This window comes from Nocardioides sp. QY071, from assembly GCF_029961765.1.
Classification (GTDB): Bacteria; Actinomycetota; Actinomycetes; order Propionibacteriales; family Nocardioidaceae; genus Nocardioides.
In genome coordinates, this window is the sequence record NZ_CP124681.1 from 3,599,672 (window position 1) to 3,618,774 (window position 19,103).

Genomic DNA, 19,103 nt, shown 5'->3' on the forward strand with positions numbered 1-19,103 from the left:
CTTGAATTAGAACGCCTGTTCGAATAGAGTAGGCCCCATGAGGCGGACTCAACCCGCTGTTGCAACGAGTGCCTCGTTGAGCACCTGTCCGGGAGTTTGCCAGTTGAGCGTCATGCGGGGCCGGGTGTTGAGCCGCAGCGCCACGTCGTCGCACTCGGTCTGAGTGACTCCAGTCAGGTCAGAGCTCTTGGGCCAGTACTGGCGGAGCAGGCCGTTGGTGTTCTCGTTGCTGCCGCGCTGCCAAGGCGAGTAGGGATCGCAGAAGTAGACGCTCACACCGGTCTCGACCTTGAACCTGGCGTGTTCGGCCATCTCGGTGCCGCGATCCCAGGTGATCGACTTCACCAGGTCGGTGGGCAGCGTGGCGATCAACTGTGCCAGCGTCATCCGGGTCGTCTCGGCGGTGTGCCGGCCGGGGATCGGGGCCAGCAGCACGTACCGGCTCGAGCGCTCCACCAATGTGATGATCGACCCCTTGCCCTTGGCGCCCATCAGCAGGTCACCCTCCCAGTGCCCAGGTACAGCGCGGTCTTCTACCTCGGCGGGACGTGCGCTGATCAGCACATCATCACTGAGTCGGATGCTGCTGCGTTTTGCGGCACTGGCCTGCGGCTTTCGTTGCATCCGCTTCGAACGCAGGTGCTGTGTGAGCTCCCGCTTGAGCTGGCCCTTGGTCTGAACGAACAGCGCCTGGTAGATCGTCTCGTGGGACACCCGCATCGCCTCGTCATCGGGGAACATCACCGGCAGCATCGCCGCGATCTGCTGCGGGGACCAGTCGGCCCGCAGCAGTTCCCAGACCTTCTCCCGCAACGGGCCATGGTCAAGCCGGCGCCGGCACCGCCGACGTGCCCGCCGATCGGCGAACTCCTGGGCCGAGGCTGCGTCATATCGATTCCGGTAGCCCTTGCCGCCGCCGCGCGCGATCCGGCCTCGCACCGACCTTGACCCGTACCCGGTAGCCCGGTGTCGACGCAGCTCACGCGAGATCGTCGAGGGATGTACCCCCACCAACGCTGCGATCGTCCGCTGCGGCAGACCAACTCGATAACCCCGCTCGATCACCGACCGCTTCTCAGCGGTCAAACGCTTTCCTGCCATCCGCGCAACCTCCACTTTCCCGCATGGAGTTGCAACAGCCGATTGAAACCGCCTGATCTCGGACCCCTCGGACGCCACGCCGGAGCAGCTGCTCCACGCGGCCGAGGACAGTGTCCGAGAGACTCGGATTCTTGATGTCCGCAAGCTTGAGCTGCTGCTCGCCTGGGCCGACCTCCACTCCGGTGACCCGCAGGCCGAGCCCAACGCGGTACCTGTTCGGTTCGGTGGTCCGCGGCTGATCACCCTGGGCGGGGACGGGACCCCGGAGGTCGCCGACCTTGCACTGGTGGAGATGGCGATCGCCCGGCACGAGCACGTGCTCGCCACCCGTGGGGCCCTCGCTGACGCGTTCGACCTGCGCCACCGCCTCCCGCAGGCGTGGGAAGGCGTCAAGGCCGGCCGGTGCGAGGTGTGGGTGGTGCGGCGGGTCGCACGGATGTCCCGCACGCTCGACCGCCACCAGATCCACATCGTCGACACCGCGGTGGCTGCCGCGTTGGACGAAGCACCCAGCCGGATCCTCAGCATCGCCGAGGCCAAGGTCATCGAGGCCGACCCGGTCGCCCACCAGGCCCGGATCGACAAGAACCAGAGCCAGAAGGGCGTCTGGTACCCCAAGCCCCGTCCGGGCGCGCAGGTCGACGAGAGCGACAGTCAGGCCGGGGTGGGGACGGTGTTCGCGCGGCTCGACGAAGCCGACGCCCTCGCCCACCAACACACCGTCGACGACCTCGCCACTGCCCTCGCCGAGCACGCCGACGTCGCCGACGGTGCCGAGCCACTGGGCATGGACCACTGGCGGGCCGAAGCGTTCGCGATGCTTGCCGACCCCGCCGCCGTCCTCGCCTTCCTGAACAGCATCGACGACACCCCGGGCACCTCGGAGGTCGAGGAGGTCGCGCAGCAACCGTCAACCCCGGAGGTCGAGGAGGTTGCGCAGCAACCGTCACGAGACCACCGCAGCCCGACCACCGAGCTCATCGTCCATGTCTCCCTGACCGACACCGGTGAGTTCGGCCCCGTTGCGCGGGTCGAGGGCCTCGGCCCCCGGCTCCTCGACCAGGTTCACGACCTCCTGCGCCGCCACGCCACCATCACCGTGCAGCCGGTCATCGACCTGCACACCGGACGGTCGGTCAACGGCTACGAGCACCCCACCGACGTCAAGCACCGCACCCAGCTGAGAACGGTTGGGGACGCGTTCCCCCACGCCACCGGCCTCTTCAACCACAGCGGCCGCCCGCCGGACCACGACCACACCACGCCGTACGACAAGCACGGACCACCCGGCCAAACAGGTGATCACAACGACACCCCACTCACCCGACACCACCACCGCGCGAAGACCCACCTCGGCTACACGGTGATGCAGCTCGGACCCGACAGATGGATCTGGGGCACACCCCACGGCCTCTACCGCCTCGTCACCGGCGGTGGCACCCGACCCATCACCCAGGCCGAGTACCACCTCCACACCCACCAGGCACTTACCTTGGCCGGCGACTACGCCGCCTGACGCGCAGTGTTGAGCCCTCAGCCCGCCACGGCCGCGGAGTACCGCTCGAGGTAGAGCGGCCAGCCGCGCGGGTTGTCGACGCCTTCGCGCACCGACTCCCAACCGGCGCCGTGGCGCTCCAGGTGGCGGTGCTCGAGCTCGACGCGGGTGCGCTCGGGGCCATCGTTGACGAAGCGCACCTCGACCTCGCTCGCCTCGGCCGGGTCGGTCACGATCTGCCAGGCCGGCGAGATGTCCCAGCTGATCACGAAGCGGTGCGGCGGCTCGAAGGCCAGCACCCGGGCCCAGCGGCAGACAGAGCCGTTCTCACCGCGGTCGTAGACGTGGCCGCCGACGCGCGTCTCGAAGACGGTCTCCGCGATCGGCTCGGGCGCGAGCAGGTTGTGCTCGCGCGGCTTGATCCGGTCGAACTGCTCGGTGAAGACCGAGAAGGCGCGCTCGACCGGCGCCTCCACGGTGATCTCGAAGCGCACTGCCGTGTCCTGCGTGGTCTCGCTCATGTCGTGCTCCGATCCTGCGGCTCGCCCTCGACGAGCTCCTTGAAGTTGGCCAGCGTCGCACTCCAGAAGCCCTCGAGCTCGGCGCGCATCGCCTGCAGGCCCGTGGGATCGGCGGAGTAGATCCGCCGCGTGCCATCGGGCCGCACCTGCACCAGCGCCGCGTCCTTCAGCACCCGCAGGTGCTGGGACACAGCGGGCCGGCTGACGGGGAGGTCCCCCGCCAGCTCGGCCACCGACCGCGGCCGCTGCGCCACGCGGGCGAAGATCTCCCGCCTGGTCGGATCCGCGAGCGCGGTCCACGCATCAACTGCGTAAGTGGTCACGAACGGTAAGTTACTGCTTACGTTCGCCCGGCACAAGGCCTCCGGAGGTCAGGCCCGCCAGCCCTGCTCGATCGCCGCGACCACCTTCGGCCGCAGGTCGCCGGCCGCGATCACCTCGTCGACCGAGCCGACCTCCACCGCACGGTGGATGTCGTGGACGCCGTCGAACTCGGCGGCGACCTCGGCGATCTTGTCGGCCCGCAGCTGCGCCCGGAGCTCGGCGAGCTCGACGACGAGGGCACCGCGCTGACCGTCCTCGGCGTGGTCGATCCGCTCCTGGAGCTCGGCGACCTTCGGGTCGGCCGCGGCCCGCTTGGCGACCTCGGCGGCGAACACCACGGCCGCGGCCGGGGCACCACCGAGGACCGAGGCGTAGGAGCCCTCGATCGCGAGCACGGTCATCGCCGGGTTCAGCTGCTTGGAGAAGACCACGAACGCGCCGCCGTGGTAGCGCGAGATCACGCAGAACACGATCGGACCCTCGAAGTTGACGATCGCGCGGCCGATCTCGGCGCCGTACTCCAGCTGCAGGCTGCGCATCGACTCCGGCGAGCCGTCGAAGCCCGACAGGTTGGCGAGCACGACGAGCGGCCGGTTGCCGGAGGCCGCGTTGATCGCGCGGGCGACCTTCTTCGAGGACCGCGGGAACAGCGTGCCCGCGGTGTAGGTGTCGGGGCCGTCGGTGGGAGGGAAGCCCGCGCGCGGGACCGGCTTGGACTCGATGCCGACCAGGCTGACCGGGTAGCCGCCGATCCGGGTGTCGACCACGACGGCGGTGTCGGCGTCGGCCATGCCGGCCCAGCGCTCGAGCATCTCGTGGTCGGCGTCGGCCAGCGCCCGCATGACGGTGCGGATGTCGAAGGGCTTCTTGCGGTCCGGGTTGTGGGTCGCGGAGAAGATCTCGCCGACGGTGGCGAAGTCCGTCCCGGGGTGGGGGTACGTCGTCACGTCGCGCTCGACCGGGTCACTCGACTCGGCACGACGCGGCCCGGCCTCGCCGGGGGCGACGTACGTGTGGTCGTAGTGCGCCATCAGCACTCCGAACGCGCCGGCCAGGTCGGGCACCCAGTACTGCGCCTGGCCGTTGGGGCCCATCACCCGGTCGTAGCCGCCGATGCCGTGGTTGTCCTCGGCCGAGACGCCACCGGAGAAGTCGAGGGACTGCTTGCCGGTCAGGACCATCGCGCTGTCCGGGGTCATCACGAGGATGCCCTTGGTGTGCATCAGCATCGTGGCCTCGGCGTTCCAGTACGGCTGGGCGCCGACGTTGATGCCCGCGACCACGATGTTGATCTCACCGCCGGCCTGGGTGAACTGGACGATCCGGCGCAGCGCGGCGGCGACCCAGTCCATGTTCTCGGTGCCGCTCTCCATCGAGATCCGGGCACCGGCGGAGACGGCGAACCACTCGACCGGTACGCCGAGCCGCTCGGCGAGGTCGATGGCCGCGATGATCCGCGAGCACTCCGGCTCGGAGACCGCGCCGAGGGACATCAGCGGGTCGCCGCAGAGCACGACGCGGGTGACCCCCTCGGGGTGCAGCGGCGTCGGGGTCGAGACGACGGCCACGATGATGCCGGCCTTGTTCTGGCCGGGCGCCCGGTCGACGGGCACCAGGACACCGGAATCGTCGAGGTCGTGCTCGACCACGGTGCCGCCACCGGCGAGGACCGGCTGCAGCTCGTAGGGGTAGACCAGGCCACGACGGCGGGCACGCAGCACCTTGCCGGCGTACTCGTCGAGCGGGGCCAGCGGCTCGGTCGGCGGCGCGACGATGTCGGCCACGACACCGGCGCCGGGCTTGGCGTGGAAGCGGATCGCCAGCGGGGTGGGGGCACCGCCGTCGGGGCTCGCGACGCGGCCCTCGGCGAGCACCTCCTCGATCCCGGCGCCCTCGCTGAGGGGCGTGATCTTGCCCTGCAGCGCGGTCAGCTGGTCGAGGTCGGCCTCGACGACCGGCCACACGGTCACCCACACGTGGTTGACGTCGAGCTTGGTGCCCTCGCGGCCTCGCGCCGTACGGACCCGGCGGATCGCCTCGAGGCAGTTCTCGACCGCGCGCTCGGCGTGCGGGAGCGCGATCACCCGCCCCTCGTCGTCGCGTACGACGGCCAGCTGGCGCACCTGCGCCGCGGCGACCAGGCGCCGGTCGGCCGGGTTGGTGCGGGCGACGCACTCGTAGAGCAGCACGTCGTCGGGTGCGGCGAGCCGGGTCACGTCGAACTCGCGCAGCCGCCACAGGTTGAGCCGGCGCCCGACCATCGGGTGCATGCCGCGGATCAGGGTGTCCTCGACCAGCTCGGTGGTTGAGGTGCGAGCGGAGCGAGCCTCGAAACCCTCCGGTCGGAAGGTGAAGTAGTCCACCGGCTGCGGCGCGGCCGGGCAGACCGCGACCGAGACGCGGCGGGCGCGGGCGGCGAAGTCGTGGCCGGCGAGCATCTTGGCGACCTCGGCCGAGGCGCGGTCGGGGTCGGCGGGCGCGTCGGGCCAGCGCAGGTAGATCTCGACGACGTCGTCGTGGTCGGCGACCAGCGCGTCGGTGATCGCGGTGCCGAGCGCGCTGGTGGGATCGGCCAGCTCGGCCACGTCGCCGATCGTGGAGACGACCCGGGTCGCGCCCTTGTCGTCGGTGGCGTACTCGGCGTGCACGACCGGGCGGCCGGCGTACTCCCCGGGCGCGGAGACGGTCAGGTCGTGCAGGTCGTACTCGAGGTAGTGGCGCCGGATCAGCACCTCCAGCAGCGGCTCGCGCTCGGGCAGGCCGTCGACCAGCCGGTCGCGGAGGAAGCCGACGAGCTGCTCGGGGATCGCGGTGAGGGCGGCGATCCGGGCGTCGCGGTCGGGTGCCGCGGCGTCGGTGAGGGCGGCGACCTCGGCGGCGACGCCCTCGAGGACCGCGCGGCGCTCGTCGTCCACCAGCGGCTGGTCGAACCAGGCGAACCGGACCGAGCGGGCCAGGTCGCCGACGACGGCGAAGCGGAGCTGGGTGGCGCGCACCAGGCGCTCGAGCAGCGCGCGGGCCTCGGCCTGCTCCTCGGCGGGGGGCGGCGGCGGGGTGCTCAGCCAGCGCTGCAGGACGCCGACGGCGATGTCGACGTCGGAGGGGTGCTGCTGGGCCAGGAAGATGCGGAACACCGCCTGCTCGAGCTCGGGTGTGCGCTCGAGGTCGGTGATGCCGTAGTGCGCGAGGACTCCCAGCAGCTTGTCGCGGAAGTGGTCCGGGAGCGCGCCGCGGTCGGGGTCGAGGCTGCGCAGGTAGGTGTGGAAGTGCTCGCGCGAGCTGTGCACCCGAAGCTCGGTGTGCCCCTCGTCGCCGGCCGGCCGGTTGCGGCTGAGCTCGGCGAAGTCGGCGAACAGGGAGAGCAGGTCCATCTCGGCGCGCAGGGCGCCGGGCTCGCGGGTCGCGAGGTGGCCGGCGAGCAGGGCACCGCGCTGGTCGGGCGCGATGTCGTAGCCGAGCAGCTGGCCCGCGAGCGCGCCGAGGCAGTCGGCGGCGACGCCGGCGCGGTGCGAGGTCGGCAGGTCGAGGTCGACGCTCCTCGTGCCGCCGTCGACGGCTGCCTCGTCACCGTCACCGGTCGGGTCCAGGCGCACCAGCGGCGCCCCGGTCTCGACCTGGCCGCCGACGCGGACCAGCAGCTCCTTGATCCGCCCGGCGAAGGGCGCGGGGAGCACGGTCTCCATCTTCATCGACTCGAGCACCAGCACCGGCTGCCCGGCGGCGACCTCGTCGCCCACGGCGACCGGGGTCGCGACGACCAGCGCCGGGGCGGGCGAGCGGACCATGCCGCCCTCGTCGCGGCTGACCCGGTGCATGACGTCGTCGACCTCGACCAGGTGGACCGTGCCGTGGGTGGCACTCACCAGCCGGTAGCGGTGGCCGTCGACGGTGAGACGGCCGTGGACGTCGTCGATGCGGTCGAGGACCGCGGTGACGGTGCGCTCCTCGCCGCCGCCGGCCACCGTGACGTCGTACCGGGCACGGCCCGTCTGCCGCACCGTCAGGGCGTACGTCGCACCGCGCAGCTTGAGCTCGATGGTGCGGGACGGGTCGTGCTGGACCTGCGGGCGACCGCCCTGCGCGGACTGGAGGAAGCGGGCGATCTCGGCGCGCTCCTCCTCGTCGTAGGCCTCGATGGCGGCGGCGACGAGCGCGACGCCGGAGTGGCGCGCCGACTGCAGCCGGCCGCCTGACTGATCGCCGCGGACCCGGTCGATCCAGCCGGTGTCGGCCCAGGCGGGCGTGCCGGTGGTGACCTCGGGCTGGTCGAGGAGGTCGAGGATGAAGCTCTTGTTGGTGGCGCCGCCCTCGATGACGACGGTGGTCTCCCCCATCGCCCGACGCAGCCGGGCCAGCGCCTGCTCGCGGTCGGTGCCCCAGGCGATGACCTTGGCGATCATCGAGTCGAAGTCGGCGGGGATCACGTCGCCCTCGCCGACACCGGTGTCGACCCGGATGCCGGGGCCGGCGGGCAGCTCGAGGCGGGTGATCCGGCCGGGCGCCGGGGCGAAGTCGCGGTCGGGGTCCTCGGCGTTGAGCCGGGCCTCGACGGCGTGGCCCCTCTCGGCGGGGCGCTCCCCGGCCAGCGGGATGTCGCGGGCGACCTGGATCTGCAGCGCGACGAGGTCGGTGCCGGTCACCTCCTCGGTGATCGGGTGCTCGACCTGGAGGCGGGTGTTGACCTCGAGGAAGGCGAAGGACCGGGTGCCCGGGTGGTAGAGGAACTCGACGGTGCCGGCGCCGGCGTACCCGACCGCGTTGGCGAGGCGCTCGGCCGAGGCCTTGAGGTCGGCGGTCTGGGCGTCCTCGAGCAGCGGCGAGGCCGACTCCTCGATGACCTTCTGGTTGCGGCGCTGCACCGAGCAGTCGCGCACGCCGATCGCCCACGCGGTGCCCTGGCCGTCGGCGATCACCTGGACCTCGACGTGCCTGGCGTCGGTGACCAGCTTCTCGAGGAAGACGACGCCGCTGCCGAACGCACGCTCGGCCTCGTCGCGGGTGCGCTGGTAGGCGTCGGTCAGCTCCTCGGCCGAGGTGACCTTGCGGATGCCGCGCCCGCCGCCGCCGGCGGTGGCCTTGAGCATCAGCGGGTAGCCGACCTCCTCGGCACTGGCCAGGGCCGCCTCGAGGCTGTCCACGCCACCGCGGCTCCACGGCGCCACCGGTACGCCGACCTCCTCGGCGATCAGCTTCGAGCCGATCTTGTCGCCGAGCCGGCGCATCGCGTCGGCGCTGGGTCCGATGAACGTGACGCCGAGCCGGGCGCAGAGCTCGGCGAACGCCGGGTCCTCGGCAACGAAGCCCCACCCGACCCAGGCCGCGTCCGCGCCGGTCTCGGTGAGCGCCCGCTCGAGGACGGCGAGGTCGAGGTAGGGCCGGTCGGCGGCCGCGCCCAGCAGGTACGCCTCGTCGGCCTCCCGCACGAAGGCCGAGCCGGCGTCCACGTCGGTGTGCAGCGCTATGGTCCGGATCTGCTCGCTCCCGGACGTGTGCCGGGCGTTGAGGTCCCGCACGGCGTGGATGAGACGCATGGCGGCTTCACCGCGGTTGACGATGGCGATTCGCGAGACCGTTGGCACGATCTCGACCCTTCCATCTCGCGGCGCGCGCGGGACAGCGCGGATCCCACAGGGTTGGCATCGAATCGTTGTGGGGTCCGTCCAGCCCGACGCTGGCGTCCGCTCGGGACGAGGCGCACGCTGGGCCCATGGGCTTCTACGACGACCACGTGGTGCCGCGGATCGTGAACCTCGCGTGCGGCACGAAAGACATGCGACCGCACCGTGATCGCGCCTGCGCCGGGCTGCACGGTGAGGTGGTCGAGATCGGCTTCGGGTCCGGCCTCAACGTCCCGCACTACCCGGACGCGGTGACCCGCGTCACGGCGGTCGAGCCCGCCGACCTGGGCTGGCGCCTCGCCGAGCGACGGGTCGCCGGCTCGCGGGTGCCGATCGAGCGCTCGGGGCTGGACGGGCAGTCGCTGCCGTTCGCCGACGACTCCTTCGACACGGCACTGAGCACCTGGACCATGTGCACGATCCCGGACGTCGCGCAGGCGCTGCGCGAGGTGCGCCGGGTGCTGCGTCCCGGCGGCACCCTGCACTTCGTCGAGCACGGCTTGGCACCCGACGAGAAGGTGCAGCGCTGGCAGCACCGCCTCGACCCGATCGAGAAGCGGCTCGCCGGGGGCTGCACCTTCAGCCGGCCGATCGCCACGCTCGTCGCGGACGCGGGGTTCACGATGACCGAGCTCGACGAGTTCTACGCCTCCGGCGGACCGCGGTTCGCGACCGCCTTCTACCTCGGTGTCGCCGCTGCCTGAGCCCCGTCGAATGTCCGTTTCGACCGGTCAGCTGGCGCGGTTCCAGTCGGCGCCGGGCGGGTGCCAGCCCACCCTGGAGGCGGCGCCCACGGCCGCGACCTGCGAGCGCACCTCCAGCTTCGCCAGGATCGACTTGACCTGCGTGCGCACCGTCGCCTCGGAGACGACGCACCTGCGAGCGATGTCGCGCACCTGCGCACCGTCCATCAGCGCCCCGAGGATCTCCGTCTCACGTGGGGTGAGTCGAGCCAGCCGGGCGCGCAGGGCCCGGCACTCCTCACGATCGTGCAGCGCCGCCTGGACCAGCTCCGCACGCTCCGCCGCGGGCATGGCCGGGAGACCGTCGCGGATCCGGCCGACCGCGGCCAGGACGTCCTCGAGACAGCCCGTCGTCGGTACGACGGCCTTGGCGCCACGCCGCAGGCACTCGCCCCAGGTGCCACGACTCAGGCCGTCGGTGAGGACGACCACCGACACCCCTGACCCGGCCAGCGGCGAGACGAGCCGGATGCCGTCACCGATCCGGCCGAGGTCCAGGTCGAGCAGCACCACTCGCGGCACCGAGCGCAGCACGGACGCCAGCACAGAGGCGAGCGTCGCCCGGGAGTCCGCGAGGTTGATCCGCTTGACCAGGTAGCCCTCGGCGGCCAGGTTCGTGGCGACCGACTCGGCGAAGAGCACGTGGTCCTCGACGATCGTCAACCGGGTCGGCCGCGCGCCCGGTGTCATGTGTGCTGCCCGTCGTCCACCGCAGGTGCTCCAGACCGACGCTCCTACCAGCGGCCCACTGCCAGACCCACCATGTCCTGAGTATGCGCGCATCCTGCTCCCACCGACACCGATCGGGTCCGGCGTACCCAATTCTTGTCTGCAGGTCAGGTGGTCGCGGACGACGACTGGCCCGTCGATCCGCGGCCGGGGAACGGCGCCGTGGCCGAGACCTCGCCGGTGAGGCCGTCGACCAGCTGGGAGCCAGCCCGCGCCGCGTGCAGGGCGCGCAGGGCGACGGCCCGGCGGTCGAAGGACGCGGACTCGCCCTTGGAGCCGGGTTCGACCAGGAGCCACCGTCGCGGCGTCCGCGGGCCACGGGCGCGGCGCCCGGGCTGCGGTGCGCGGTCGCCCGGGGCGACGTACTCACCGTGCAGCGCCTCGGCGAGCCGGGCTGCCCGCACCGGTCCGATCCCCGGATGACTGGCTCTCCTGACGTATCCGTGGGTGGTTGCTGCGTGGCCTGAACGAGCACACGCCGCTCCCTGTCTAGGTTTCGAGTTGTCGAGAAACGAAACCGGAGCGTCAGGAGAACGGCGTGGCACTCGTCAGCCTATTCCGTGGCCTGTTGGGGCTGGAACACACCGCGATCGAGAACGCTCGCCTTGACGGTGGCGTGCTGGTCATCGACGTACGGCCGATGGCCCGCCAACGCGGCCGATGTGGCCACTGTCGGCGGCCCTGCCCCGGCTACGACGCCGGGGCAGGACGACGCCGCTGGCGCACCCTGGACCACGGCGCCACGATGACCTTCCTAGAAGCTGACGCACCCCGGGTCCAGTGCCGCGAGCACGGCGTGAATGTGGCTCATGTGCCCTGGGCGGTCCATGGCGCGGGACACACCCACACCTTCGACGCCCAGGCAGCGTGGCTGGCGGTGCGGACCTCGAAGTCCGCGGTCAGCGAACTGATGCGCATCGCGTGGCGCAGCGTGGGATCGATCCTGGACCGAGTTTGGCAACAGATCGACACCACCACCGGCGGGCCGACAGGCGCCCGGCTCGATGGGTTGCGGCGGATCGGGATCGACGAGGTCTCCTACCGCCGCGGACAGCTCTATCTGACCGTCGTCGTCGACCACGACACCGGACACCTGGTGTGGGCCGAACCCGGCCGTGACCGTGCCACGCTGCGCCGCTTCTTCGACGACCTCGGTCCCGAACGCAGCGTCCAGATCACTCATGTCTCGGCCGACTCGGCCTCGTGGATCGGCGAGGTCGTCACCGAACGCTGCCCCCAAGCCGTGCAGTGTGCCGACCCGTTCCATGTCGTGAAATGGGCCAACGACGCCCTGGGCACCGTTCGTGCCGCCGCGTGGCGCGAAGCCCGCGCCGCCGGCGCGACCCGCAAGAACGGTCGCGAACAGGGCCGACAGCGCCGCGACTCCACCGGCGCGGCCCGCCAGCTGCGTGAGGCCCGCTACGCCCTGTGGAGAAACCCAGAGGACCTCACCGACCGCCAACAGCAACGGCTGGCCTGGATCGCGGCCACCCACCCCCGACTGTGGGAGGCCTACCGGCTCAAGGAGGGCCTACGCGCCCTGTTCCGCATGCACGGCCCCGACGCCATCGACGCCTTCCGAGAGTGGCTGGCCTGGGCACGCGCCAGCGGGATCGAGGAGTTCGCCCACCTCGCCACACGGATCGAAGCCATTGCTGCCCGCGTCGAAGCGACTCTCACTCACCGTCTGACCAACGCTCTGGTCGAGTCGGTGAACACCAAGATCCGACTCCTGACCCGCATCGCGTTCGGGTTCCACACGCCCCGACCACTCATCGCGCTCGCGATGCTCAGCCTAGGCACACACCGCCCACAACTCCCCGGCCGCACCACCCACACATGAGTCAGGAGAGCCGGATGACTGCGCAGTCCCTCCGGAGCAGCGGCCGCGACCGCCGCCAGGCTCCCGTACGCCGCGAGCAGGCTGCGCGCCATCGTGGCGCTGATCCCGGGGACGACCGACAGCATCGCCTCGGCCTGCGCCGACGGGTGGCGCGGCGCACGGCGCGGCCCGATCGTCGGCACCGTGGGAGCGGCGCGACGCGCACGCTTGGCGAGCCGCACGATCCAGGCTGCGCTGTCCTCAGCGTCCAGGCTGTGCAGGACGGTGAAGCCGTCCTCCACCAGGCGGCAGACCGCGCCACGCCAGGCATCCTCCGCGATGCCGCGTGGCTCCCCCTCGATCAGCAGCACCGCCTGGGCGAAGGCGGACTGCAGTCGCACGGCCTGCTCGAAGATCCGCCCGTCACGGATCGACGCGCCCAGGTCGTTCGGGCCCTTGCGCTCGATCGCCAGCCCCGGTCCAACCACGTAGTCGGCGACCGGCAGGTCGGCGAGACGTACGTCGAGGCCGGCGGCGACCAGCGCATCCGGGATCGCGCTGCTCCGTTCGCGGTGGTCCACCAGCACGACGTCCATGTCGGCCATCGGCTCGCTACGGCCCGGGCGTCGCGACGAGACCTGCCTGCAGCTGGTCTATCGCCACCGCGACCGTCTGGTCGAGGACGTCCAGCGGATCGCCCTCGAAGCGGTGGTGGGTGACCTCGGTCCGGCCGTGGACGCAGGTGGCGACGAAGACCGTGCCGGCCGGCTGGCCCTCCTCCTCGTCCGGCCCGCCGACTCCCGTGACCGCGACGGCGGCATCGGCGCCGAGGAGCGCGGCCACACCGCGCACCATCTCCTGCGCGCACGAAGCGGTCACGACCGGCCCCTCGGTCACGCCGAGGACCTCGAACTTAACCTCGCTCATGTACGAAACGACACCGCCGGCGAACCAGGACGCCGCGTCCTCGCCACGCGCCAGCGCGCTGGCGATCGCTCCCGCGGTGAGGGACTCCGCGCACGCGAGAGTGAGCGACCGCTCGGAGGCGAGGGCGGCGATGCGCTCGACCGCGGGCGCGGCGTGGCTGTGACCGTGACCGCCGGCCTCGGCTTCTCGCCCCCGACTCACTCCTGCGACCTCCCTTCGCCGTTCTCTTCGGTGATGGCACTGGTACCCACCTCGCGCGCCAGCATCCAGCGCCCCGGGGCCGATCGGACGCAGCCGGCGACGTGATGGTTCTCGTGAAGGTGACGGCGCGACGTCGCGCCGATCGCAGAGGAACTGGCGGGAACCCGGTACAGGTTCCCGACAACAGCAACAGGGCCCGACTTGCGTTTCCGCAGGTCGGGCCCTGTTCTTTGTAGCGGGGGCAGGATTTGAACCTGCGACCTCTGGACGAGATCGGGGCACCTGCGACGACCACTGAGTCGGCACGATTCCCACCGGGTTCCTCGATTTCACGAGGAAAGCGTCGATGCTTCGAGTCAGAGGATACCCGTTAGGGACCGGCTCGCAGCGGCTCAATCTGGACCCATTGTGGACAGGGGCTGATTCCCGTCACCCTCGTCGCGCAACTCTCCTTGCCGAACCGCCCCGGTGAAACGCCCCAAGTTCGCTGCCGCCGCGGCCTCGCGGTGATCAGCCAGCGACTCGAGCCCGACCGGGCGGAGCTGGCCTGCATCGGTGGCACCTCTGCCTCGGGGATGCCGAGGTCGGCCCACCAGTAGGAGTCCCCGCCTGCGGCCATGCGCTCCTCACGGCGTGAGCGTAGGGCCTCCGGACCAGGAACGGCGGGCGTGCCAGCACCGAACAGGGGCCCCGGGGGCATCCGCACCCGGGGCTCCTGGTTGTTCAGTGGATGCGCTACTGGGTGATTCCCCAAGCCTGCTTGTAGGCGCTCTCGAAGTCGACCTTGGCCTGGTAGGCCTCGTCGGCAGGGTTCTCACCCTTCTCCACGACGCGCGTCCCGAAGCCCTCGGCCACCTGCGGCGAGTCGTTGAGGAGGCGGTTGATCGAGTCGGCCAGGGCCCAGCCGATCCACTCGTTGCTGTACCCGATGATCGCGGTGGGGACCGGGCCCTGGTCGAGAGCCTCGATGCCGCTGGGACCTCCCTCGCCCCCGGTGACGATGAGCTTCTTGCCCTGGGGGCTGTTCCTCAGGGCCTGGAGCAGTCCGGTCGCCATGAGCTGCGTGTCGGCCGGCACCAGAAGAGCATTGGCGTCGGGGTGCTTGAGCAGCGCGGCCTTCACACCGGCCACGATGGGCCCCTGCGGATTGGCTGCGTCGGCGGTTCCCACCGCCACGTCCGCGACGATCTCGCAGTCGCCGCAGTCGGCGATGGCGCTCTCCACACCGTCGTTGAGGCTCGGCAAGGCGTCGTTGAAGCGGACATTGATCAGCCGCACCTTCCCACCCAGCTTGGCCTCGAGATACTGCACCTTCTGGACCCCCCAGGCGGCGTACCACTCGGCGGTCGTCGGCGCGTCCTGGTGGTAGACGATGTCGGCGGCCCACAGCTTCTCGCCGCCGTCCGCGTCGCAGTCGGCACCCAGCCAGCTCAGGACCGGGATCCCTGCAGCCTTGGCGTCGGCGACCGGCTGCTTCACCTGGGAGCAGTCGATGCCCGCGGTGGCGATCGCATCGGGCTTGAGTGCGATGGCCTGGTGGAAGGCAGTGGAGTAGCCACCGCCGGCATTGAACTTCCCGTCGAGGACCGTGACCGTCCAGCCCAGCTCCTTGGCCGCGTTCGCGAGGCCCACGCCGGGCCCGGCGCAGCCCGGGGCGACCTGGCCGCACGAGACGTACACGAGCTTGAGACCGCTCTTGGGCTCGGGTCCCGTCGTGGGGGGCGTCTGCTCGGTGCCCGTCTTGAGGTCGTCGACGGAGGGCGAGATCGCTGCGCCACCCGAGGTGTCGCCGGGGGAGGTCGAGCTCTCGTCGCTCGAGTCGGATCCGCAGGCGGCGACCAGTGCGAGCAGGCTACAGGTGGCGACAGCGGCGAGACCCCGACGGAGCCGGTGAGCATCCGGGATGCGTGACATGGTTGAGCACTCCTTCGTGTTGTGCAGATCGCTAGGCGGTGACGCCGCGGTGGGACGACTCCCGAGCGGGAGTCGGGACTTTCTCCGAGCTGGTGACCGCGCGGGACTCGCGGCGCTCCCGTACCCGAGCCAGGTACGTCGACAGCGCCACGGCGAGGATCAGGGCGGCTCCGTTGAACGTCGGCTGCACCCAGGTGTCCGCCCCACGCAGGGAGAGGCCGCTGACGGCGATACCGACGAAGTAGACGCCGATCACGGTGCCGACCACGTTGTAGCGGCCGGGCCGGATCGTGGTCGCGCCGAGGAACACGGCGGCGAACGCCGGGAAGAGGTACGAGAGGCCGGCGGTGGGGTCGCCAGCGCCCAGGATCGTGGTCAGCAGCGCGCCCGCGATGCCGCCGAGGGCACCCGACGCGACGAAGGCCATCCAGACGGCTCTGTCGACGTGGATGCCGACGAGGCGTGCGGCTGCCTCGTTCGACCCGATGGCCTCCAGGTGGCGACCCCACGGGATCTGCATCAGGGCGTACCAGAGGACGGCAGCCACGATCACCAGCGCGACGAAGGGCCGAGGCAGTCCGAGGAACCCGTTGCCGCTCCACTCGCCCAGGGACGGCGGGATCCCGGCGACGATCTGGGCGCCCTCCGTGTACCAGGTGGAGAGGCCGTTGAGGAGGATGTAGACGCCGAAGGTGACGACGAAGGCGTTGAGACGCATCTTGGCGACGAGGAATCCGGTGACGGCTCCGAGCAGGGCGCCGATGAGCACCCCGACCAGGACGCCGACGAGGATGGGCGCACCGTGCTTGCCGATCGCGGAGGCGACGGTGATGTTGCTCACGCTGGCGACCGCTGCGACGGAGAGGTCGAAGTGGCCGCCGATCAGTGGCGGCAGCATCGCGAGAGCAACGATCCCGACGACGGCTCCGCCGACCAGGATGTTGGTGATGTTGGCACTGCTGACGAACAGCTCGCCGATGCCGCTCAGGCTGAACCAGAGCACCACGGCGCCGAGCGCCAGGAGCAGGCCGAACCGCTCCAGGAGGAGGATCGGGCTGCTCGTGAGGTAGGTCCTGGTCCGGGCGAGGAGCGTGAAGCGCTCCCGGGCGTCGTTGGCCATGTGGCTGCTTTCTGCGTGGTGAGTCATACGGATGCACTCCGTCCGCTGTGGATCTCGGTGATGAGCCGGTCGGCGGTGACCTCGGCATGGTCGAGCCGGGTGGCGATCCGCCCGCCGCGGAGCACGACGGCTCGGTCCACTGTCAGCGCGAGCTCCTCGGGGTCGGAGGCGACCATGAGGACGGCCATGCCCTGGTCAGCGGCTCGACGGATCATGGCGTGGATCTCGGCCCTGGCCCCGACGTCTACTCCCTGGGTCGGCTCGTCCAGCAGGAGGAGCCGGGGCTCCCTTCCGAGCCATCGCGCCAGGACGACCTTCTGCTGGTTGCCTCCCGACAGCGTGGCCATCGGGGTCTCCGACGACCTCGCCTTCACGAGGAAGGCGTCCATCAGGCGAAGTGCCGCCGACCGAAGTGCCCGGTCCTGCATGCCCACGAGGGAGCGGTACTCCTGAAGGGCGGGCATGGCGATGTTGGCGGCGACGCTGAGGTCATGGAAGGCGGCGTCGTGCGCTCGGTCCTCGGGGACGTAGGCGATGCCTGCGGCGATCGCCTGATGACACGAGGAGAGGCGCCGCGGACGACCGTTCAGGGACATCGAGCCGCCGCGGAGCGGCTGTGTGCCGAAGACGGCACGAAGCAGGGTGCTGCGACCCGAGCCCACCAACCCGGCCACGCCGACGATCTCGCCGGGCCGGACGTCGAGGTCGATGCCCTCGAGAGGACCCACGCTCACACCGTGCAGCTCGAGGACGGGCTCACCGGCGAGGTGGGCGCGCGTGCTCTCCGCCGGCCGGGGCAGGTCCGAGCCGACGATCAGACGCACCAGTGACGCCTCGTCGAGCTCCGCCACGTCGCTGGTGCCGGCCGAGCGACCGTCTCGCAGCGCCGTGACGCGGTGGGCGACCCGCATGATCTCGTCGAGCCGGTGGCTGACGTAGAGGATGGACTGACCGGCGGCGGCGAACCTCTCCAGGGTGCTGAGGAGGACGTCGGACTCCTCGAGCGACAGCGCGGCGGTCGGCTCGTCGAGGATCAGCAGCCCCCGGTCGTGGGCGCCGTCCTGGACCGCCCGCGCGATGGCGACCAAGGTCCGGTTCGCCTGGTTGAGACTGCGCACCGGCGTCTGCGGGGTCGCGTCGATCGTGAAGCGGTCGATGAGCGTAGAGGCACGACCGAGGACGTCTGGCCAGGAGACCCCCCGCATCCGGTTCTTCGTGAAGCCCTCGCCGATGGCGAGGTTCTCAGCGACGGTCAGGTCGAGGAAGACACCGAGGTCCTGATGGACCACGTGCACCCCGGCAGCTCGGGCGGCGTCTGCCGACCACGTCTCGGTGCCGGTCTCGGTGCCGGTCTCCGAGCCACCGATGACGATGCTCCCGCCGGGCTCGGCCGGTACGACGCCGCACAGCACCTTGATCAGGGTGCTCTTCCCCGAGCCGTTCCCGCCGATCAGTGCGTGGATCTCGCCGGGCCGGATGTCGAGGTCGACCGCGTCGAGGGCGAGGGTCCCGGGGTAGCGCTTCGAGATGCCCGTGAGCCGCACCCGGGCCGCGGTGCTCGCGCTCGGGAGCGTCATCGGATCGCGATGGGGTTGAGCGGTCCTCCGACCGCTCCCGTGAACGGCACGGGTGGGGCGACGAGGAGGAACTCGTAGACACCGTCCTCAGCACAGGCGTCGGCGAGCTTCTCGAGGTCGAACATCTCGCCGAAGATGACCCCAGCGCTGACGAGGAGGACGACGTGCAGGGGCTGCATGACGGCCTCCGTCTCGTTCGGCCGCACCTCGACCCCCCAGGTGTCGGACGCGATGGCGGCGATCTCGGCGTCGACGATGACGTCGGCGGTGTCCAGGCTCAGCCCGGGCGCGTCACCCCCGGCGTAGTCGCCCCACCCCTCGGCCCGGCACATCCGCAGGTGTCCGGTGCGGATGAGGAGGATGTCGCCGCGCCCCAGGGTCACGCCCTGTGCTGCCGCGCAGGCGAGGAGGTCGTCGCCGTGGATCGCGTCGCCGGGCTGCAGCCAGTCGACGCCCTTGAAACGCGGGAAGTCCAACAGCACCCCGCGGCCCGTGAGCTGCTCCCGCATGGTCTCCAGCGCCCCCTTGCGCGCACCGGCGCTGGTGACGTGCTCGAGTCCGAAGCCGTTGTACATCTTGCCGTCGTAGAAGATGTGACTGAACGCGTCCCAATGGGTTCCCGACTGCAGCGGCATCGAGATCACGTCGTCGGCGAACCGGAGCCCGGGCAGGTGGTCCTGCGCGCCGAGCTCGACGTCCCCACCGTCCTGCGTCATGAAGTGCATGGGGTTGAAGCGCCCCAGGTAGCCGGTCTGAGGACCGGTCGCGTCGTACGGCATGGCGCACGAGATCACCTGTCCCAGCCGGACCAGGCAGGCGGCGTGCCGGACCGTGGCCGGCTCGATGAAGTTCATCGCGCCCAGCTCGTCGTCCTCGCCCCACCGGCCCCAGCGTCGGTGCTCCTGGGCGAGCGCGTCGACCTGCTCCTTGCTCAACCTGCGGTGCTGGAGTGAAGTCATGCGAGGAACCTACGCGCGAGAACGTGACGGCCACTTCGTGTCGATCCCCAGC

At 71.0% G+C, this 19,103-nt stretch carries 14 protein-coding genes and 1 pseudogene; 3 read left to right on the forward strand and 12 right to left on the reverse strand.

Going from position 1 to position 19,103, the window contains the following annotated elements; translation table 11 throughout:
• Positions 1-48: 48 nt before the first annotated feature.
• The gene (locus tag QI633_RS17405; RefSeq protein ID WP_282426139.1) at positions 49-1,101 is read right to left on the reverse strand and encodes an IS30 family transposase; all 1,053 of its coding nucleotides are present in this window, start codon (positions 1,099-1,101) and stop codon (positions 49-51) included.
• Between the two features lie 286 nt (positions 1,102-1,387).
• On the opposite strand from QI633_RS17405, the gene QI633_RS17410 reads away from it, so the two are divergent.
• Positions 1,388-2,617, forward strand: a complete 1,230-nt coding sequence (locus QI633_RS17410) for a hypothetical protein (RefSeq protein WP_282426479.1) — start codon at positions 1,388-1,390, stop codon at positions 2,615-2,617.
• Between the two features lie 17 nt (positions 2,618-2,634).
• Here QI633_RS17410 and QI633_RS17415 read toward each other — a convergent pair whose 3' ends face one another.
• The 3 genes from QI633_RS17415 to QI633_RS17425 are packed head-to-tail and all read right to left on the reverse strand — an operon-like array spanning position 2,635 to position 9,020.
• Positions 2,635-3,117, reverse strand: coding sequence for an SRPBCC family protein (locus QI633_RS17415; RefSeq protein ID WP_282426480.1), 483 nt, complete (start codon positions 3,115-3,117; stop codon positions 2,635-2,637).
• The gene (locus QI633_RS17420) at positions 3,114-3,440 is read right to left on the reverse strand and encodes a metalloregulator ArsR/SmtB family transcription factor (protein WP_282426481.1); all 327 of its coding nucleotides are present in this window, start codon (positions 3,438-3,440) and stop codon (positions 3,114-3,116) included. Before QI633_RS17420 ends, QI633_RS17415 begins: the two co-directional genes overlap by 4 nt.
• Positions 3,441-3,488: 48 nt before the next feature.
• Positions 3,489-9,020 carry a carboxyl transferase domain-containing protein gene (locus QI633_RS17425; protein ID WP_282426482.1) on the reverse strand — a complete coding sequence of 1,844 codons (5,532 nt, stop codon included), beginning with the start codon at positions 9,018-9,020 and terminating at the stop codon, positions 3,489-3,491.
• 128 nt (positions 9,021-9,148) lie between these two features.
• On the opposite strand from QI633_RS17425, the gene QI633_RS17430 reads away from it, so the two are divergent.
• Complete coding sequence (locus QI633_RS17430) at positions 9,149-9,763, forward strand: class I SAM-dependent methyltransferase (RefSeq protein ID WP_282426483.1); 615 nt, start codon at positions 9,149-9,151, stop codon at positions 9,761-9,763.
• A 27-nt stretch (positions 9,764-9,790) separates the two neighbouring features.
• Here QI633_RS17430 and QI633_RS17435 read toward each other — a convergent pair whose 3' ends face one another.
• Together QI633_RS17435 and QI633_RS17440 are read right to left on the reverse strand one after the other, a co-directional pair.
• Complete coding sequence (locus tag QI633_RS17435) at positions 9,791-10,492, reverse strand: response regulator transcription factor (RefSeq protein WP_282426484.1); 702 nt, start codon at positions 10,490-10,492, stop codon at positions 9,791-9,793.
• A gap of 146 nt (positions 10,493-10,638) precedes the next feature.
• Positions 10,639-10,935, reverse strand: coding sequence for a hypothetical protein (locus QI633_RS17440; protein ID WP_282426485.1), 297 nt, complete (start codon positions 10,933-10,935; stop codon positions 10,639-10,641).
• Positions 10,936-11,069: 134 nt separating this feature from the next.
• On the opposite strand from QI633_RS17440, the gene QI633_RS17445 reads away from it, so the two are divergent.
• Positions 11,070-12,374 carry an ISL3 family transposase gene (locus QI633_RS17445; RefSeq protein ID WP_282426486.1) on the forward strand — a complete coding sequence of 435 codons (1,305 nt, stop codon included), beginning with the start codon at positions 11,070-11,072 and terminating at the stop codon, positions 12,372-12,374.
• 224 nt (positions 12,375-12,598) lie between these two features.
• Here the strand turns inward: QI633_RS17445 and QI633_RS17450 are convergent.
• The 6 genes and pseudogenes from QI633_RS17450 to QI633_RS17475 all read right to left on the reverse strand — a co-directional run.
• Positions 12,599-12,958: pseudogene (locus tag QI633_RS17450) on the reverse strand (ERCC4 domain-containing protein); the annotation flags it as partial.
• Positions 12,959-12,965: 7 nt separating this feature from the next.
• Positions 12,966-13,481 carry a CinA family protein gene (locus QI633_RS17455; protein ID WP_160158210.1) on the reverse strand — a complete coding sequence of 172 codons (516 nt, stop codon included), beginning with the start codon at positions 13,479-13,481 and terminating at the stop codon, positions 12,966-12,968.
• A gap of 735 nt (positions 13,482-14,216) precedes the next feature.
• Complete coding sequence (locus QI633_RS17460) at positions 14,217-15,395, reverse strand: substrate-binding domain-containing protein (RefSeq protein WP_282426487.1); 1,179 nt, start codon at positions 15,393-15,395, stop codon at positions 14,217-14,219.
• Positions 15,396-15,426: 31 nt separating this feature from the next.
• Positions 15,427-16,515, reverse strand: a complete 1,089-nt coding sequence (locus QI633_RS17465; RefSeq protein WP_282426488.1) for an ABC transporter permease — start codon at positions 16,513-16,515, stop codon at positions 15,427-15,429.
• Positions 16,516-16,538: 23 nt separating this feature from the next.
• Positions 16,539-18,092 carry a sugar ABC transporter ATP-binding protein gene (locus QI633_RS17470; protein WP_282426489.1) on the reverse strand — a complete coding sequence of 518 codons (1,554 nt, stop codon included), beginning with the start codon at positions 18,090-18,092 and terminating at the stop codon, positions 16,539-16,541.
• Positions 18,089-19,051, reverse strand: coding sequence for a cyclase family protein (locus QI633_RS17475; RefSeq protein ID WP_282426490.1), 963 nt, complete (start codon positions 19,049-19,051; stop codon positions 18,089-18,091). The genes QI633_RS17470 and QI633_RS17475 overlap by 4 nt, the downstream gene beginning before the upstream one ends.
• Positions 19,052-19,103: the final 52 nt, after the last annotated feature.

What these genes read in the sequence shown, in the direction of transcription:
- QI633_RS17460 (WP_282426487.1), bottom strand. Translation starts at nt 15,395, where the DNA reads ATGTCACGCATCCCGGATGCTCACCGGCTCCGTCGGGGTCTCGCCGCT.
- QI633_RS17405 (WP_282426139.1), bottom strand. Translation starts at nt 1,101, where the DNA reads ATGGCAGGAAAGCGTTTGACCGCTGAGAAGCGGTCGGTGATCGAGCGG.
- QI633_RS17475 (WP_282426490.1), bottom strand. Translation starts at nt 19,051, where the DNA reads ATGACTTCACTCCAGCACCGCAGGTTGAGCAAGGAGCAGGTCGACGCG.
- QI633_RS17465 (WP_282426488.1), bottom strand. Translation starts at nt 16,515, where the DNA reads ATGGCCAACGACGCCCGGGAGCGCTTCACGCTCCTCGCCCGGACCAGG.
- QI633_RS17435 (WP_282426484.1), bottom strand. Translation starts at nt 10,492, where the DNA reads ATGACACCGGGCGCGCGGCCGACCCGGTTGACGATCGTCGAGGACCAC.
- QI633_RS17470 (WP_282426489.1), bottom strand. Translation starts at nt 18,092, where the DNA reads ATGACGCTCCCGAGCGCGAGCACCGCGGCCCGGGTGCGGCTCACGGGC.
- QI633_RS17415 (WP_282426480.1), bottom strand. Translation starts at nt 3,117, where the DNA reads ATGAGCGAGACCACGCAGGACACGGCAGTGCGCTTCGAGATCACCGTG.
- QI633_RS17430 (WP_282426483.1), top strand. Translation starts at nt 9,149, where the DNA reads ATGGGCTTCTACGACGACCACGTGGTGCCGCGGATCGTGAACCTCGCG.